Annotated in this window: 18 protein-coding genes; 9 read left to right on the top strand and 9 right to left on the bottom strand. The window is 61.9% G+C overall.

The features are described from left to right. Window positions 1-40 precede the first annotated feature (40 nt). Complete coding sequence (locus J2J98_RS19940; protein ID WP_207601921.1) at window positions 41-472, bottom strand: hypothetical protein; 432 nt, start codon at window positions 470-472, stop codon at window positions 41-43. Between the two features lie 224 nt (window positions 473-696). On the opposite strand from J2J98_RS19940, the gene J2J98_RS19935 reads away from it, so the two are divergent. The 4 genes from J2J98_RS19935 to ppa all read left to right on the top strand — a co-directional run bounded on the left by J2J98_RS19935 (window position 697) and on the right by ppa (window position 6,157). After that, window positions 697-2,784, top strand: a complete 2,088-nt coding sequence (locus J2J98_RS19935; RefSeq protein ID WP_207601920.1) for a M3 family metallopeptidase — start codon at window positions 697-699, stop codon at window positions 2,782-2,784. Window positions 2,785-2,943: 159 nt separating this feature from the next. Further along, complete coding sequence (gene typA / locus J2J98_RS19930) at window positions 2,944-4,764, top strand: translational GTPase TypA (protein ID WP_064707992.1); 1,821 nt, start codon at window positions 2,944-2,946, stop codon at window positions 4,762-4,764. 199 nt (window positions 4,765-4,963) lie between these two features. Next, entirely contained in the window at window positions 4,964-5,470 is a 507-nt protein-coding gene (locus J2J98_RS19925) for a GNAT family N-acetyltransferase (protein ID WP_064707991.1), read from the top strand. A gap of 150 nt (window positions 5,471-5,620) precedes the next feature. Next, window positions 5,621-6,157 carry an inorganic diphosphatase gene (ppa, locus tag J2J98_RS19920; RefSeq protein ID WP_064707990.1) on the top strand — a complete coding sequence of 179 codons (537 nt, stop codon included), beginning with the start codon at window positions 5,621-5,623 and terminating at the stop codon, window positions 6,155-6,157. A gap of 4 nt (window positions 6,158-6,161) precedes the next feature. Here the strand turns inward: ppa and J2J98_RS19915 are convergent, their stop codons facing one another. Together J2J98_RS19915 and J2J98_RS19910 are read right to left on the bottom strand one after the other, a co-directional pair. Beyond that, window positions 6,162-6,473, bottom strand: a complete 312-nt coding sequence (locus tag J2J98_RS19915; protein ID WP_064712551.1) for a DUF167 domain-containing protein — start codon at window positions 6,471-6,473, stop codon at window positions 6,162-6,164. Continuing rightward, window positions 6,470-6,760, bottom strand: a complete 291-nt coding sequence (locus J2J98_RS19910) for a YggT family protein (protein ID WP_011427104.1) — start codon at window positions 6,758-6,760, stop codon at window positions 6,470-6,472. The genes J2J98_RS19915 and J2J98_RS19910 overlap by 4 nt, the downstream gene beginning before the upstream one ends. A 139-nt stretch (window positions 6,761-6,899) precedes the next feature. On the opposite strand from J2J98_RS19910, the gene J2J98_RS19905 reads away from it, so the two are divergent. After that, the gene (locus J2J98_RS19905; protein WP_207601919.1) at window positions 6,900-8,132 is read left to right on the top strand and encodes an MFS transporter; all 1,233 of its coding nucleotides are present in this window, start codon (window positions 6,900-6,902) and stop codon (window positions 8,130-8,132) included. A 21-nt stretch (window positions 8,133-8,153) separates the two neighbouring features. On the opposite strand, the gene J2J98_RS19900 is transcribed toward J2J98_RS19905, so the two are convergent. The 6 genes from J2J98_RS19900 to hemC all read right to left on the bottom strand — a co-directional run bounded on the left by J2J98_RS19900 (window position 8,154) and on the right by hemC (window position 14,033). Then, window positions 8,154-8,927, bottom strand: a complete 774-nt coding sequence (locus J2J98_RS19900) for a glutamine amidotransferase (protein ID WP_207601918.1) — start codon at window positions 8,925-8,927, stop codon at window positions 8,154-8,156. Next, entirely contained in the window at window positions 8,896-9,381 is a 486-nt protein-coding gene (locus J2J98_RS19895) for a tellurite resistance TerB family protein (protein WP_064707987.1), read from the bottom strand. Before J2J98_RS19895 ends, J2J98_RS19900 begins: the two co-directional genes overlap by 32 nt. A gap of 17 nt (window positions 9,382-9,398) precedes the next feature. Beyond that, complete coding sequence (locus J2J98_RS19890) at window positions 9,399-11,003, bottom strand: heme biosynthesis protein HemY (RefSeq protein WP_207603166.1); 1,605 nt, start codon at window positions 11,001-11,003, stop codon at window positions 9,399-9,401. A gap of 1 nt (window position 11,004) precedes the next feature. Then, the gene (locus tag J2J98_RS19885; RefSeq protein ID WP_207601917.1) at window positions 11,005-12,273 is read right to left on the bottom strand and encodes a COG4223 family protein; all 1,269 of its coding nucleotides are present in this window, start codon (window positions 12,271-12,273) and stop codon (window positions 11,005-11,007) included. Window positions 12,274-12,388: 115 nt separating this feature from the next. Further along, window positions 12,389-13,096 (bottom strand): uroporphyrinogen-III synthase, encoded by a 708-nt coding sequence (locus J2J98_RS19880; RefSeq protein WP_207601916.1) that lies wholly within the window; start codon window positions 13,094-13,096, stop codon window positions 12,389-12,391. 7 nt (window positions 13,097-13,103) lie between these two features. Continuing rightward, window positions 13,104-14,033 carry a hydroxymethylbilane synthase gene (hemC, locus tag J2J98_RS19875; protein WP_138396350.1) on the bottom strand — a complete coding sequence of 310 codons (930 nt, stop codon included), beginning with the start codon at window positions 14,031-14,033 and terminating at the stop codon, window positions 13,104-13,106. A gap of 72 nt (window positions 14,034-14,105) precedes the next feature. On the opposite strand from hemC, the gene tsaD reads away from it, so the two are divergent. From tsaD to J2J98_RS19855, 4 genes are read left to right on the top strand one after another with little or no spacing between them, the layout of a single operon-like run. Then, entirely contained in the window at window positions 14,106-15,203 is a 1,098-nt protein-coding gene (tsaD, locus tag J2J98_RS19870; protein ID WP_207601915.1) for a tRNA (adenosine(37)-N6)-threonylcarbamoyltransferase complex transferase subunit TsaD, read from the top strand. Next, window positions 15,200-16,183: an NAD(P)H-dependent glycerol-3-phosphate dehydrogenase gene (locus tag J2J98_RS19865; RefSeq protein WP_207601914.1), complete on the top strand. Its 984-nt coding sequence runs from the start codon at window positions 15,200-15,202 to the stop codon at window positions 16,181-16,183. The genes tsaD and J2J98_RS19865 overlap by 4 nt, the downstream gene beginning before the upstream one ends. A 10-nt stretch (window positions 16,184-16,193) precedes the next feature. Beyond that, on the top strand, window positions 16,194-16,487 hold the full coding sequence (locus J2J98_RS19860; RefSeq protein ID WP_064707981.1) for a YciI-like protein: 294 nt from the start codon (window positions 16,194-16,196) through the stop codon (window positions 16,485-16,487). A gap of 2 nt (window positions 16,488-16,489) precedes the next feature. After that, window positions 16,490-16,921, top strand: a complete 432-nt coding sequence (locus tag J2J98_RS19855; protein WP_064712556.1) for an EVE domain-containing protein — start codon at window positions 16,490-16,492, stop codon at window positions 16,919-16,921.

Genomic DNA, 16,921 nt, shown 5'->3' with positions numbered 1-16,921 from the left:
GCTCTGATGGATTGTGCAAGTCTCGGCGGCACGCGCTCGCTCAGCTGTTCAGGAAATTGACGATCGACTTCAACGTCTGAACTTCATGAGGATCGCCGATCGACATGGCGATCTGCAGCTGGTTCTTATAATAATCGAGGAAATTGAAACTCGTGCCGTCGGTGACGCTGGAGAGATCGATGATATTGCCGAGCGGATCGATCGCATGCATCGGCAGGGGTTCGGAGATCGCGGCGTAGGTGTTCTGATCAATCAGGCCGCTATCGAAGCTTTGGCGGGCGTAGTTGCGCAGCTCGCCAGGGCTGACTGCAGTGAAATCAGGCCCCTCCTCAAGATTGGCTTCAATCTGGAACGAGACCGAAGCCGGAGCCCTGGTCTCGATTTGAATGTCGGCAGTCTTCGAATTTCCTGCGTTATTAGGGTTGTTTTTGAACAGCAAACTCTGAGAAGACCGCAGGGAAAAAATTTCCATGGCGCATGTCCCCTGGCAGGAAGATCATCCGGAAACTAGCGCTTGCGCGTGATTCGCGTCAATCGTTAACAAATGGTTAATTTTCAACTGTCAAATCTTGTCCACCGGCTTTGGCTGACGTGCGTCACGTCGCCAGACAAGGCAAAAGCTCTGTCGCGGCGACATACCAATTCTGTGGCGGCTCTCCTATATTGACCATCCCCGCATACAAAAGGAATTCTCCGATGCCTTCTCAACAGAATTTCAATCCGGCGCTGGTCAACTGGGATGGCCTCCACGGCCTGCCACGTTTTGATGCCATCGATGATGGCGATTTTTCCGCCGCTTTCGACGCGGCACTCGCCGCGCATGAACAGGAGATCGACGACATTGCCGCAAACGGCGACGCGCCGACGTTCGACAATACGGTGGTGGCGCTGGAGATTGCCGGCGATGCGCTCTCGCGCGTTTCGGCGCTGTTCTGGAACAAGGCAGGCGCGCATACCAATGAGGTCATCCAGGCGCTGGAGCGGGAAATCTCGCCGAAGATGTCACGGCACTATTCAAAGATCGGGATGAACGCCGCGCTCTTTTCCCGCATCGATATGCTTTGGGAGAACCGCGAGACCCTCGGCCTGACGCTGGAGCAGACGCGAGTGCTGGAACGCCATTGGAAAGGTTTCGTCAAATCCGGCGCCAAGCTCGAAAAGGCAGAGCAGGAGAAGCTTGCGGAGATCAATGAAAAGCTCGCGGGTCTCGGCACGCAATTCGGCCAGAACGTGCTGGCCGACGAGAAGGCCTGGGCGCTCATGCTTTCCGAAGGCGCGGAGCTCGAAGGGCTGCCGGAATTCCTCCGCGACGCGATGGCGGCGGCGGCGCGTGAGCGCGGCGAGGAGGGCAAATATGCCGTGACGCTGTCCCGCTCGATCATCGAGCCGTTTCTGACCTTTTCGGAGCGCCGGGACCTGCGCGAACAGGCATTCAAGGCATGGGTCGCCCGCGGTGCAAACGGCGGCGAAACGGACAACCGCGCCGTCATCAAGGAAACGCTGACCCTGCGCCATGAGGTCGCGAAGATGCTTGGTTACCGCAATTTCGCCGAGTTGAAGCTCGACAACACCATGGCGAAGACGGCGGATGCGGTGAACGGCCTTTTGAGGGCTGTCTGGGCGCGGGCGGTCAAACGCGCCGGCGAGGAAGAGGTCGACATCGCGACGCTGATCGCCGAGGAAGGCCGAAACCATGAGGTGATGCCGTGGGACTGGCGCCACTACGCCGAAAAGATTCGGGCGCGGAAGTTCGATTTCTCCGAGGCCGAGCTCAAGCCTTATCTGCAGCTGGAGAAGATCATCGACGCCTGCTTCGACGTGGCGGGCCGGCTTTTCGGCATCCGCGCCGTCGAGAAGAAGGACGTGCCGGCGTATCACCCCGATGTCAGGGTTTTCGAAATCAGGGATCGCGACGACAGGCTCCTTGCCCTCTTCCTCGGCGACTATTTCGCCCGCAGTTCGAAACGGTCCGGTGCCTGGATGAGCTCGCTGCAATCGCAGCACCGGCTGGAGCTGAAGAACGGCCGCCGCGGCGAATTGCCGATCATCTACAATGTCTGCAACTTCGCCAAGCCCGCCGAGGGCAAGCCGGCGCTTCTGTCGCTCGACGATGCCCGAACGCTGTTCCACGAATTCGGCCATGCGCTGCACGGCATTCTTTCGAACGTCACCTATCCCTCGGTCTCCGGCACCGCCGTCTCGCGCGATTTCGTGGAACTGCCCTCGCAGCTCTACGAGCATTGGTTGACCGTCCCTGCCATCCTCAGGGAGTACGCCATGCATTTCGAGACTGGCGAGCCGATGCCACAGGTTCTGCTCGACAAGGTCCTAGCGGCCCGCACCTTCAATGCCGGCTTCAATACCGTCGAATTCACCTCGTCGGCGCTTGTTGACATGGCGTTCCATACGCGTGAACCTGTCGACGACCCGATGGCGGTACAGGCGGAGGTGCTGGCCGAGATCGGCATGCCGAAGTCGATCGTCATGCGACACGCCACACCGCACTTCCAGCACATCTTCTCCGGCGGTTACTCAGCCGGCTATTATTCCTACATGTGGTCAGAAGTTCTCGATGCCGATGCCTTTGCCGCCTTCGAGGAGACGGGAGACGCCTTCAACGGCGAAATGGCGCATAGGCTCAAGGAGAATATCTATTCCACCGGCGGCTCAGTCGACCCGGAAGATGCCTACAAGGCTTTCCGCGGTAAGCTGCCGAGGCCGGATGCGATGCTCGTCAAAAAGGGACTTGCGACCTTCGAGGAATTGACAGGCAGCGACGCATAAGACAGTTTGATGACAGATACCCATGCGGCATGGCGGCGGCCATGCCGCAGCTTTCGCGCGCGACCCCCTTTCGCAATCGCGAAAAAAACGGTAAGAGCGCGCCAAACGTAAATGGCGCGTCCACTTGGCGTAGCGCCCCAGCCTCAGAGATTATGACATATGGCACTTCGCAACATCGCGATCATCGCGCACGTTGACCATGGCAAGACCACTCTCGTTGACGAGCTCCTGAAGCAGTCCGGCTCGTTCCGCGAGAACCAGCGCGTCATGGAACGCGTGATGGACTCCAACGACATCGAAAAAGAGCGCGGCATCACCATTCTCGCCAAGGCGACCTCCATCGAATGGAGGGACACGCGCATCAACATCGTCGACACGCCCGGCCACGCCGACTTCGGCGGCGAAGTCGAGCGCATTCTCTCGATGGTGGACGGCGCGATCGTTCTCGTGGACGCTGCCGAAGGCCCGATGCCGCAGACCAAGTTCGTCGTCGGCAAGGCCCTGAAGGTCGGCCTGCGCCCGATCGTCGCCATCAACAAGATCGACCGTCCCGACGCCCGTGCCGACGAAGTGGTCAACGAAGTTTTCGACCTCTTCGCCGCCCTCGATGCGACCGACGAACAGCTCGACTTCCCGATCCTTTACGGTTCCGGCCGCGCCGGTTGGATGAACTACGATCCGGCAGGCCCAACCGACGAAGGCCTCGCACCGCTGCTCGACCTCGTCGTCAAGCACGTGCCCGAGCCGAAGGTCGAGGAAGGTCCGTTCCGGATGATCGGCACCATCCTCGAGGCCAACAACTTCCTCGGCCGCATCATCACCGGCCGCATCGCCTCCGGCTCTATCAAGCCGAACCAGGCCGTCAAGGTTCTCGGTCAGGACGGCAAGCTGATCGAACAGGGCCGTATTTCCAAGATCCTCGCGTTCCGCGGTATCGAGCGCCAGCCGATCGAGGAAGCGCATGCGGGCGATATCGTCGCCATTGCCGGCCTTTCCAAGGGCACGGTCGCCGACACCTTCTGCGATCCCTCGGTGACGGAAGCCCTGAAGGCGCAGCCGATCGACCCGCCGACCGTTACCATGTCCTTCATCGTCAACGACTCGCCGCTTGCCGGCACCGAAGGGGACAAGGTCACGAGCCGCGTCATCCGCGATCGTCTGTTCAAGGAAGCCGAAGGCAATGTCGCTCTGAAGATCGAAGAAAGCGCTGACAAGGATTCGTTCTTCGTCTCCGGCCGCGGCGAACTTCAGCTCGCGGTTCTGATCGAAAACATGCGCCGCGAAGGTTTCGAGCTTGCCGTTTCGCGTCCGCGCGTGGTCATGCACAAGGACGAGAGCGGCCAGCTTCTGGAGCCGATCGAAGAAGTTCTGATCGACGTCGATGAAGAGCATTCCGGCGTCGTTGTGCAGAAGATGTCGGAGCGCAAGGCCGAAATGGTCGAGCTTCGTCCGTCCGGTGGCAACCGCGTCCGTCTCGTCTTCTACGCGCCGACCCGCGGCCTGATCGGCTATCAGTCGGAACTGCTGACGGATACGCGCGGTACGGCGATCATGAACCGTCTGTTCCACAGCTACCAGCCCTACAAGGGCGAGATCGGCGGCCGCGTCAACGGCGTGCTGCTCGCCAATGAAGCCGGTGAAGCCGTTGCCTACGCCTTGTTCAACCTGGAAGACCGCGGCCCGATGATTATCGATGCCGGCGAAAAGGTCTATATGGGCATGATCATCGGCATCCATACCCGCGACAACGACCTCGAGGTCAATGTGCTGAAGGGCAAGAAGCTGACCAACATTCGCGCCGCTGGCAAGGACGAAGCCGTCAAGCTCACTCCGCCGATTCGCATGACGCTCGAGCGCGCCCTCTCCTGGATCCAGGAAGACGAGCTGGTCGAGGTCACGCCGAAGTCCATTCGCCTGCGCAAGATGTATCTCGACGCCAACGACCGCAAGCGGTTCGAAAAGACCAAGGCGGCTCTCTAAGAGCTCAGTCGTGACCGGTTTTAAACCCCGGCCCTTGCGCCGGGGTTTTTTATTGTGCGCTGCGCCGATTCCGGCTTGTGACATTCGTTAAAAAAGCGTTAAAATTTGATCATCGTCCACATGTTAAGTCTGTGGGCAATCGAGCCGAATGCATCGTTGCATATGGTTAATTGCCCGCGGCAGGACCAGAGTAAACGTTATGAAGACGTTGTCGATCGATGTCCGGCGGGCCGAACCGCACGATGCCCGAGCCATTTCGGAAACGCACAGGCTCGCCTGGCAACACACCTATGCGGGCATCATTCCGCATCGCGCGCTGACGCAGATGATCGAGCGACGCGGCGAAAACTGGTGGCGCAAGGCAACACGCGGACCCGCGACATTGCTGGTTCTCGATGTGGCAGGAACGGTCGCCGGCTATGCCACGCTCGGTCTCAACCGTGCTCGCGCCCTGCCGCAAGAAGGCGAAATCTACGAGCTTTATCTTCGCCCTGAATATCAGGGCATCGGCCTCGGCCACATGTTGTTCGGCGAGGCGCGCCGGCTGTTGAAGTCGCTCGGCTGCAACGGGCTGGTCGTCTGGTGCCTTGAAGAAAACGAGGCCGCCAGCCGCTTCTACCGCCATCATGGCGGGACCGATTTCTGCGAAGGCATGGAAAATTTCGACGACAAGCAGTTGAAGAAAATTGGTTTCATCTGGAACTGATGCGCTTTTCCGATACCTCGCTCACCTTCCGCTAGAATTTTGATCCAGTTGGGCGCTGGCGCCATCACGCATTGGTGATCTCCAATGTTGCGTTGCCGCATGAAACCGATTAACTGGCTGCGACCAAATTCAACCTCCCAGGAGTTTCGTATGCGCATCGACGCCGTTTCAATCGGTAAGAATCCCCCTGAAGACGTCAACGTAATCGTCGAGGTTCCGGTCGGCGGTCATCCGATCAAGTACGAAATGGACAAGGAGGCTGGCACGCTGGTCGTCGATCGTTTCCTCTATACGCCGATGACCTATCCGGGCAATTACGGTTTCGTGCCGCACACCCTGTCTGAAGACGGTGACCCGATCGACGTCCTGATCGCCAGCACCCGTCCGCTGGTCCCGGGCTGCGTCATCAACGTGCGCCCGATCGGCGTCCTGAAGATGGAAGACAATTCCGGCAAGGACGAGAAGATCATTGCCGTGCCGTCGCCGAAGCTGACGCTGCGTTACGAGAAGGTGAAGGATTATACCGATCTTCCGGAGATCACGCTGAAGCAGATCGAGCATTTCTTCGAGCATTACAAGGATCTGGAGCCCGGCAAGTGGGTGAAGATCTTCGGCTGGGGCGATTCCAAGGAAGCCGGCCAGCTCATCATCGAAGCCGTCGAGCGCGCCAAGAAGGCGAAGGGCTGATCCCTCAGCCTAATAAAGCTTCAAGCCTTTTTACCAAATCCTCCGGGTCTCCGTCGATCCGGAGGATTTTTTTGCGCGCAGTCTCGCCCGAGACGAGACTGACGCTGGATTTGGGAATGCGCAGCGACCGGGCGACCAGAAGGATCAGCGCCTTGTTGGCCCTGCCCTTCTCGGGCACTGATGTGACGCGTGCTCTCAGCAGGGTCTCGCCGTCGCCATCGGCCTCGATGCCATCGATCGCGTCACGCCCACCATTAGGTGTCAGCCGCATGGCGAGGCGGACATGATCGCCGGAAAGCCGCCAGGGAGGGCTCAAGCGACCAGCGGGTATAGTGTGGTCCAAAGGAAAGTACGCAGGAAGAAGATAATCACCAGCAGGATGATCGGAGAAATATCGATGCCGCCGAGATTCGGCAGCAGGCGGCGGATCGGCTTCAGCGCGGGTTCGGTGACATTATAGAGGAACATGCCGACCGAATTGACGAACTGGTTGCTGGAATTGATGACGTTGAACGCATAGAGCCAGGAGAAAACGGCACTGGCAATCAGTATCCAGGTGTAAATATTCAAAACCAAATCAATGGTTTGAAACAAGGCAAACATCGTCGTCTCCAATTGGTTGTTGACAGACATGTAGACATTGGCGACTAAACGGGCAAGTGCCGTGTCGAAACGCATGGCAGATCATGTTTAACGGGCGGCCTCACAGCCATTCCGGCGCCCGTTTCCTCGGACAAGGCCCATGTCGTTTTCGCCCACCGGAGACCGTTTTGCCGCGTTTCGGCATCAGTCCTACACGCGCTTCTTTTTCGCGCGTTTCCTGCTTTCCTTTTCGCAGCAGATCGTCAGCGTCGCCGTCGGCTGGCAGATGTACGACCAGACCGGCAAAGCGATCTATCTCGGCCTGATCGGGCTGGTACAATTCCTGCCGTCGCTGCTGCTCATCCTCGTCACCGGTTCTGTGGCCGACCGGCACAATCGCCGCGCCATCGCCGCTCTTTGTTCGCTGGTGAGCGCCCTCTGCACGCTGACGTTGCTCATCATGACGGCGACGGACACATTCGCGCCCTGGCCGGTCTTTGCGGTGCTTTTGATCTTCGGCGTCGAGCGCGCCTTCATGTCGCCGGCAGTGCAGTCTCTTGCGCCCAATCTGGTGCCTGAGCATGCCCTGTCCAATGCCATCGCATGGAACTCGTCGTCGTGGCAGCTCGCCGCAATCACAGGGCCAGTCATCGGTGGCCTGCTCTACGGCGTAAGCGCTTCGACCGCCTATACGGTGGCAGTCATCTTTTCCATCCTCGGCGCGGCTCTTCTCTTCATGATCCCGAGGCCGGAACAGAAGACGACGGGCGAGGCCAAGAGCTGGGCGATGATCCTCGGCGGCTTCAGCTTCATCCGCGCGGAAAAGGTCGTGCTCGGCGCGATCTCGCTCGATCTCTTCGCTGTGCTGCTCGGCGGCGCCACCGCACTGATGCCGATCTTCGCACGCGATATTCTGACGCTTGGCCCCTGGGGGCTGGGATTGTTGCGCGCCGCACCGGGCCTGGGGGCCATCGTCATGGCGATCTTCCTTGCCGCCTATCCGCTCAAGCACCGCGCCGGCCTCTACATGTTCATCGGCGTTGCCCTGTTCGGTGTCGGCACCATCGTCTTCGGCGTTTCGACCAATACCGAAATTTCGATCGCAGCGCTGGCGGTGATGGGCGCGGCCGACATGATATCGGTCTATGTGCGCGAGAGCCTGATCGCGCTCTGGACGCCCGACCACCTGCGCGGCCGCGTCAATGCGGTCAATATGGTTTTTGTCGGCGCATCGAACGAACTCGGTGAATTTAGAGCAGGTACGATGGCATCGATCTTCGGCGCGGTGCCGGCAGTCGTCGTCGGCGGTGTTGGAACCCTTGTCGTTGCAGCGATCTGGGCTTCCAGTTTTCCGAAACTGCGCAGGATCGACACGCTCGACGCGCCCGCCTGACCTCTTTAAGCGGGAGCGGGATTATGCGCGCAGAGGGATAGAGGGTGCCGCCTTCGCCGGTTTTCCCTCGAAGACGATATCGAGAAACTCTGTCAGCCAGGCTTTCAGCGGCGAGTCGAACAGCATGCGGCCTTCCAGATGTTCGCGGCCCTGCTGGGCGTTCGGCAGAATGAAGCGATGCGCGCCGTGCACGACCCAGCGATGCATCATCACCCGGGTGAGCTCGGCATGGAACTGCAGACCCCAGGCGTTGCCCTCGTATCGGAAGGCCTGGTTCGGGTAGGCATCGCCTTCGGCCAAAAGATCGGCGCCGTGTGGCAGCTCGAAGCCTTCGCGGTGAAAATGATAGACCATCTTCGGCCAGTGCATCAGCAGACGGCCCTTCTCGGTCGGGTGCAGCGGGTACCAGCCGATCTCTGTCGAGCCGTCGGCATTCGGCTGCACCTTGCCGCCGAGATGACGCACCAGCATCTGGGCGCCGAGGCAGATGCCGAGAAAGGGACGTCCTTCCCGCAGCGGAACCTCGATCCATGCGATCTCCTTCTTGACGAAGTCATCCGGATCATTGGCGCTCATCGGTCCGCCGAAGACGACGGCACCGGCATGGTCTTGGAGCGTCGTCGGAAGCGGATCGCCGAGGACCGGCCGACGGATATCGAGGCGGTAGCCTTTTTCAACCAGCAACTGGCCGACGCGGCCAGGACTGGACCGCTCCTGATGCAGGACGATGAGGACCGGGCGCCGGTCGCGGTTTGGGTTTTGCTCAGTCGGCATCATCTTGCGCAACCTGAACATCCGTGACCCTGGCGGCGGCCTCCTGCCGCTTCTGGATGCGTTCGCGTGAGGAAACCCCGAGCAGATCGGCTATGCGCCAGATGACGTGGTCTTCCATCTCGCTGCGCTCGCCATCGGCATAGACGATATCCCAGAGAATGCCGATCAGCTCAAGCCGTTGCTCGGTATCGAGATGGCGTTTCAGGTCGGCGGTGAAGCGATAGTAGTCGACGGCAGAGCTTTCGGCTTCGAAGCCGGCGGCCATCAAAGCATTGAGCTGCCGGCTGTCGAGCGAATACTGCTCCTTCAACAGCTTGCGTAGCCGCTTCTTTTCGCTTGCCTTGATCTGACCGTCTGCTTCCATGACCTGCATGCAGAGTGCCGCCACCGCGATGCGCGGATCATCGGGGGCAAAGCCTTTCTTCGGACGGTCGGCGGTGAGATTCTGGAAGAATGCCTGAAAGCGTTCGAACATGCGGGTTTCGTTCCGTCTCAGAAAAGGCGAAGCCGTGTCTTGGGTTCTGGTTCCGTCCTGGGATCGCGAACGCCGGGATCATCAGGCAGTCCGCCGAAAAAGGGCTTTGCTTCGTTCGGTAATGGCGCTTTGTCGCTGGTGGCGGGTTCGACGGGTTTCGGCTTTGCCGGTGCCGGGCGCACGGCCTCGGCGATCGTGGCGGCGCGTTCCAGCTCAATGATGCGGTGATCGTTGACCGGGCTTTCCGGTCTGACGTCACGCAGCGGCGGCAGCGTCTTCAGCGCAGTTTCGATCGAGGCGGGCGCTGAACCATCTTCGAGCGGCCCCTCGATCTGGCCGAAAGGCGCCTTCCATTCGAAGGCATCGAGGCGGCCGGTGACGGGCGACACCGGCAGCCATTTGTCGGACACGAAACCGTCCGCCACCCAGGCGGGATCGCGCGGGGCTTTCAGAGCCTGGGCCAGCCAGTGGCGCACGCGGCCCTGGTCGCCGGTTTCGGCTTCCTCTATGTCGGCCAGGAGCAGGAAGGCTGCTTCACGCGGCTCAATGCGCGCCGCCGCTTCCGCCTTGGCGCGCGCCTTGGCGAATTCCTGTGCGTCGAGCGCCGCCTGGGCAACGACGAGCAGGGATTCGACATTGTTCGGACGCATCGCTTCCAGCCGTTCGGCGCGCTTTAGCCGATCGAGCGTGGAATCGCCGCTGCGGGCTCTGACATAGGTCTGGCCAATCTCGGGATGAGGCGCCGATTTCCAAGCCTTTTCGAGGATCGAGGCAGCCTTGCGCAGGCCGCCTTCGCGGAACAATGCCTTTGCGCCAATGAGGGCGGCCGGAATGAAATCGGCGGCGAGCTTCAGCGCCTGGAGGGCATCATCGCGGGCTCCCGCCGGATTACCTTCCAGCTTCTCGGCAGCGCGCGCCGTCAGGAGCACGGCGTGCAGGCGGTTGGCCTCGGCCTTTTCGACGACGCGGGCGGCCTTCTGCTGTTCGAGCAGGCGGATCGCATCGTCCCAACGGCGGGCCTGGCTGCGATATTCGAGGGTCGCCTGGGCGGCCCAGGGCAGATAAGGGGCGTTGTCGGCGGCCTTTTCTGCATATTGGCGGGCGGCTTCGTTGGCTCCGAGACGGCGGGCTTCGAGATAGAGGCCGCGCAGGCCAAGTTCGCGCGTTTCCGGGTCGTTGGCCATGGCTTCGAACTTGGCGCGCGCCTCATCATGGCGGCCTTCGATCAGAGCAGCCTGAGCCTCGAGCAGGTTGATCAGCGGCTCCTGATCGGCGCGGATGAGGCCACGGGAGCGAGCGGCCATCTTGCGGGCGAGCAATGCATTGCCGGCGCCCGCGGCGATCAGGCCGGTCGAGAGCGCCTGATAGCCGCGGTCGCGCTTGCGGGCGCGGAAGTAGCGGGTCATTGAATGCGGCGACGTCCAGATCAGGCGGACGAACCACCAGGCGATCATCACGGCGGCGATGAGAGCGATGATCGCGCTGACTGCGACGATCAGCTTCGTCTGATAGATCTGGCCTTCCCATATCAGCGAGAGATCGCCCGGGCGATCGGCGAACCAGGAGAAGCCGTAGGCGAGAAGCAGCACGAGCAGGGCGAAGACGACGAGTCTGATCATGATCTCACCCTTCCTTGCCGGCACCGGCGACCGCCTTCGACAGCGCCCCGCCGACTAGTTCCTCGACGCGGATGCGCGCCTCCAGCGATTGTTTGAAGGCAGCGGAGGCCTGCTTGCCGGGAGCAGGAAGATTTTTCCATTCGGCAGAAGCGCCGGGCAGATCGCCGTTCTTCACCTTGTCCTCCAGGCGAGCGGCGATCGCTTCGACACTTTCGCCTTCGATATTGCCGACCGGACGGACGCTCACCAGTGATTTTGCACTCGCCATCAGCCGATCCGACCAGCTCTGGTCCGGATCCGGCTGGTTGACGGCTTCGACGATCGCTGTGGCAACGTCGGGAACCTGACGCATTAGCTCGGCACGCGAGGGAATGCCGGTCTCGGCGAAAGCGCGCAGGTCGGTAACGGCGGGATCGTCGGGTGCGACGCCGGCGAAGGTGTCGAGTTCGGCCAGGAAGGGGCCGCCGCGATCGATCGCCGCCTTTAGGGCGGCTGCCGCGATCGCCCGCGCGACGGCAACATCCTCGCGCGGCTCGTTGAGTTTCTTTTCGGCTTCGGCGAGACGCTTGGCGATATCGGCGTCGCTGCTCGTCTGCTGGTCGGAGGATTGAGCAATCGTCGAACGCAGCTGGTCGACTTGGCTGCTCAGCACTGCAATCTTCTGGTTGAGCGCCTCGACATTTGCCGGGTCGGCCGATGGTGCCGCTGCGGGATTCGTTGCAGCCGTTTCAAGCGCGGCGACACGCGTCTCAAGAGCGCCGTCACCCGTGTTTGCGGGATTGGCGGCGAGGTTGGCCACGGTCTGTTTCAAGGCGTCGATCTCGCCGGTGAGATCGGTGATCTCGGGCGAGGTCGTCTGTGGGGCGGAAGAAGCCGGGAGGTAACCGGCATATTGAATAGCGCCTGCGCCGAGCAGGGCGACGAGACCACCGAAAATGCCGGCGGCGATGAGACCGGCGGTGCCCGCACCCCTCGGCGCGGGCCGGTCGGCAGATGGCGTGAACGAAGGTTCGGCGGTTGCCGGCGTCTCCTCCACCGCCTCCGCTTCCGGCTTGCGTTCAGGTTCGGGCTGCCACACCGCTTCGGTTTCGGGCGGAGGGCCGGCATCGGCGGGGGTGCTGTCGGCATCGCCGGCACCATTGTTCACCGGCTTTTCGGTATCGGCTGCGGAGGCAAAGTCCTGTGCATCAAGGTCGATCGTGACCGGCTCATCGGCGCTTTTCGAATGGCGTGGCGGGTTTCCCGATACCATGAGGTCCTCTTTATCCTGCATTGCAACGAAACTAGACAGTGATGCCAATTAAGGGAAGAGGTTAGATCAAAATTGAGCGGTTTGAGCCTTTCCTGGTCAGAATGCATCAATCTGACCAGGAAAGGCTCAATAGCATTCAAAGCAGCGACAAAAGACTTTGCTCATCCGGCATGGCCGAAATCGCCACGGTTTTTTTCAGGGACGCCGGAATGACCTGCGCCACGGCCCGGCTGAGGCAGAGAAGGCGGGTGTCGCTGTGCTCCGACAGGGCAGACCGCAGCTCCGCTACGTGAAAAAAATCCTCCGCTGTCTGCCGGGAATAGAAAAGAACGGCGTCCGGGCGGTGGTCCGAAAAAAGAGCTTCGATCTCGGCCGGGTTAGGAGCGACCGGCTGCATGCGATAGCACTCGGCGACGGAAAAGCGGATGCCGAGTTGGCGCAATCTTCCTTCGAAGGTTTCGGCGCGCGGCATGCCGGCAAGGTAGAGCAACTCATCTGCTGCCTCAGCGGCGGCGAGATCGGCGAGGTCGCGACCGTTGCCTGAGGATGCGGCGACGGACCGGAAGCCAAGGCGGCGGGCCTCTTCCGCCGTAATCTCACCGACCGCAAAAAGCGGTCGGACAAGATGCGGACGCAGTTTCTCGCCGAGAGCCGACATGACCCTGACGGCTTCGGCGCTGGTCACTGCTATCGCGCCGCTGGTGGTTTCTAGTGCGTCTGCGGCTGCCGCACTATCGTGCTGTGGCCGGCGCAGCGGCAGCAGCAGAGGCTCGTGGCCCATATCGCGCAGACGTTGTGCTGTTCTTGTCGCCGAATGCGCGGGGCGGGTGACGAGCACACGCATGGCCGCTTCAGCGCCAGTCGTCGAAGAAGGCGCTGCCGGCTCTCGCACGCACATCCTGGCCGGCGCGGGTTCCGAGTGCGGCCGCATCGCGGCGGTGGCCATCGGTCGTCACCGCATGCTGGCTGCGGCCGTCGGGTGTGATGATCAGGCCGGAGAATCGAATGAGGTCACCTTCGCAGACGGCATAGCCGCCGATCGGCGTGCGGCAGGAACCATCGAGAGCGGCGAGGAAGGCGCGCTCGCAGGAGACGGTGTCGAAGGTCGTGGCATCGTTGACCGCCGCCAGCAGGTCGTCGATCCTCTGATCGCCGACGCGGCTTTCGAGGCAGATCGCCCCCTGCGCCGGCGCCGGCGGGAACGTGTCGGGGTCGAGGATATCGGTCAGCACCTCGACCTTGCCGAGGCGTTTCAGGCCGGCAAGCGCCAGCAGGGTCGCATCCACCTGCCCTTCTTCGAGCTTGCGCAGGCGGGTTTCGACCGAGCCGCGGAAGGTGATGACATTGATATCAGGCCGCATGCGGCGGATCAGCGCCTGGCGGCGCAGCGAGGAGGAGCCGACGGTGGCGCCATGCGGCAGGTCGATCAGCTTGCGCGCGGTGCGGCCGACGACCGCGTCGCGAATATCTTCGCGCGGCAGATAGGCGGAGAGGTGAAGGCCTTCCGGCAGGCGCGTCGGCATGTCCTTGGTGGAATGCACGGCAAAATCCAACTCGCCGCCGGCAAGCTTCTGTTCGAGCTCTTCGGTGAAGAGGCCCTTGCCGCCGATCTCGGCGAGCGATCGATCGGTGATGCGGTCGCCCTTCGTCGTCAGGACGACGATTTCGAACATCTCTTCCGGCAGATGATGCGCCGCCATCAGCCTGTCGCGGGCCTCATGCGCCTGGGCAAGCGCCAGCGGGCTGCCCCGCGTGCCGATCCGGAAAGGTTTTGTTTGCATCCGCTCTGTTCCGTTGTTACCGGAATTCTCGTAAACCGGTTTCCGTTCCATCGCAATCAACGAACAGGCCTCATGGTTCCCTTTCTGCGCATCCTCGGCATCGAAACAAGCTGCGACGAGACCGCCGCGGCCGTCGTCGAGCGTGATGCGGAGGGGCATTGCAACGTCCTGTCGGATGTCGTGCTTTCCCAGCTTGACGAGCACAGCGCCTATGGCGGCGTGGTGCCGGAGATCGCCGCGCGCGCCCATGTCGAGGCGCTGGACGAGCTGATCGAGCAGGCGCTGAAGCGCGCCAATGTGTCGCTGACAGATATCGACGCCATCGCCGCAACTTCAGGCCCGGGTCTGATCGGCGGGCTGCTCGTGGGATTGATGACCGGTAAGGCGATCGCCAGAGCCGCCGGCAAGCCGCTCTATGCGGTCAACCATCTCGAAGGCCATGCGCTCACGGCGCGGCTGACCGACGGGCTCTCCTTTCCCTATCTGGTGCTGCTCGTTTCCGGCGGCCATACCCAGCTGATCCTGGTGCGCGGTGTCGGGCAGTATGAACGTTGGGGCACGACGATCGACGATGCGCTCGGCGAAGCTTTCGACAAGACGGCAAAATTGCTCGGCCTGCCCTATCCCGGCGGCCCGGCGGTGGAGCGGATGGCGCGGGACGGCAATGCCGATCGCTTCGATTTTCCGCGCCCGCTCGTCGGCGAGGCGCGGCTCGACTTCTCCTTTTCAGGTCTGAAGACGGCGGTGCGGCAGGCGGCACAAGAGATCGCGCCGCTCAGCGATCAGGATGTGGCTGACATTTGCGCATCGTTCCAGAAGGCGATTTCGCGCACACTGAAGGACCGCATCGGTCGCGGCCTGCAACGCTTCAAAACGGAGTTCCCGACGACCGGCGAGAAGCCGGCGCTCGTCGTTGCCGGCGGAGTCGCCGCCAATCTCGAACTGCGCGGCACGTTGCAGGCGCTCTGCGCCCGGAACGGTTTCCGCTTCATTGCGCCGCCGCTCAGCCTCTGCACCGACAATGCGGTGATGATCGCCTGGGCGGGGCTCGAGCGCATGGCGACCGGCGTAGAGCCTGATACGCTTGACGTGCAGCCGCGTTCGCGCTGGCCGCTCGATGCTAACGCCGAAACGCTGATCGGCTTTGGAAAGAGAGGAGCCAAGGCATGAGCGAAAAGATCGCCGTCATCGGATCCGGTGCCTTTGGGACGGCGCTTGCCGCCGTCATCGCCCTTGCCGGCCGCGGTGCCGTGACGCTCGTCGGGCGCAATCCATCGCTGATGGCCGATCTGAAGAGCGAGCGGCTGCATGATGCCGTGCTGCCCGGCATTATCCTGCCGGAATCGCTCGAATTCTCGGCCGAGGCGGAAGCGGTCGCCGGCGCCTCAATCGTGCTTTTTGCGATGCCATCGCAGGCGCAGGCCGATGCGGCGCGGCAATATGGTCCCTATCTGTCGAAGGATGCGGTTGTCGTCACCTGCGCCAAGGGCATCGAGCGAACAACGGGCAATCTTTTGACCGACATGCTGGAGCGGGAACTGCCGGACCATCCGGTTGCGGTTCTCTCCGGCCCGGGATTTGCCGCCGATATCGCCAAAGGACTGCCGACGGCGATGGCGATTGCGGCTGACGACATCGAGACAGCGGAGCGGCTCGCTCAGGCGATCTCCGGGCGAACATTCCGGCTCTATGCCTCCACCGACCGCGTCGGCGTCCAGCTCGGCGGCGCGCTCAAGAATGTGCTGGCGATCGCCTGCGGCATTGTCGAGGGCCGCGGCATCGGCGAATCCGCCCGCGCGGCGTTGATTGCGCGCGGGCTGGCGGAAATGTCGCGCTTCGTCGTGGCCAAAGGCGGTCAGGCCGATACGGTGCGCGGACTTTCAGGTCTCGGCGATCTGGTACTGACGGCGACGAGCCATCAATCTCGAAACCTGCGTTTCGGCATTGCGCTCGGGCGCGGCGAAAAGACCGATCCCGTGCACGGCGCTCTGGTGGAGGGTGCGCTCGCCGCCTCCGTTGCCTCCCGCCTTGCCGCGGCGCTTTCGATCAGCATGCCGATCACCGATGCCGTTTCCGCCATCATCGAAGGCAGGCTCGACATATCAGACGCCATCGAGCAGTTGATGACGCGTCCAATCACCACCGAATAGGAGAATAGACATGCTTTTCGCCCTGCTCTGCAAGGACAAGCCGGGACATTCCAACGTCCGCATGGAGACGCGGCCGACGCATCTTGCCTATCTCGACAAGCTCAATGCCGAAGGCAAGCTCTCCATGGCCGGCCCTTTCCTCGATGATGAGGGCAAGGCCTGCGGCAGTCTGGTGCTCGTCAAGGCGGAGACGGCGCAAGAGGCAAAGGCGCTTGCCGATGCCGACCCTTACGCCAAGGCCGGTTTGTTCGAAAGCGTTGAGATCAAGCCGTTCAACTGGGTCTTCAATAAGCCGGAGGCGTAAACATGGCGCATTGGCTCTATAAATCGGAACCTGCCTCCTGGTCCTGGGAGCAGCAGAAGGCCGCCGGCGACAAGGGCACGGAATGGACGGGCGTGCGCAACTACTTGGCGCGCAACAACATGCGGGCGATGCAAATCGGCGATAAAGGATTCTTCTACCATTCCAATGACGGGCTGGAGATCGTCGGCATCGTCGAAGTCGCAGCCCTGTCGCATCCAGACTCCACCGCCAAGGGCGATCCGAAGTGGGATTGCGTCGATATCCGCGCCGTCATGGACATGCCGAAGCCAGTGACGCTGAAGGACATCAAGGCGAACGAGAAACTGTCCAAGATGTCGCTCGTCACCTCCATGCGCCTTTCCGTGCAGCCGGTGACGGATGATGAATGGGCCGAAGTCTGCCGCATGGGCGGGCTCGACAATCCGCCGCGCTGA

Source organism: Rhizobium bangladeshense (genome assembly GCF_017357245.1).
Classification (GTDB): Bacteria; Pseudomonadota; Alphaproteobacteria; order Rhizobiales; family Rhizobiaceae; genus Rhizobium; species Rhizobium bangladeshense.
Note: the sequence above shows the minus strand (reverse complement) of the source record. Positions and strands in the feature narration are given on the sequence as shown.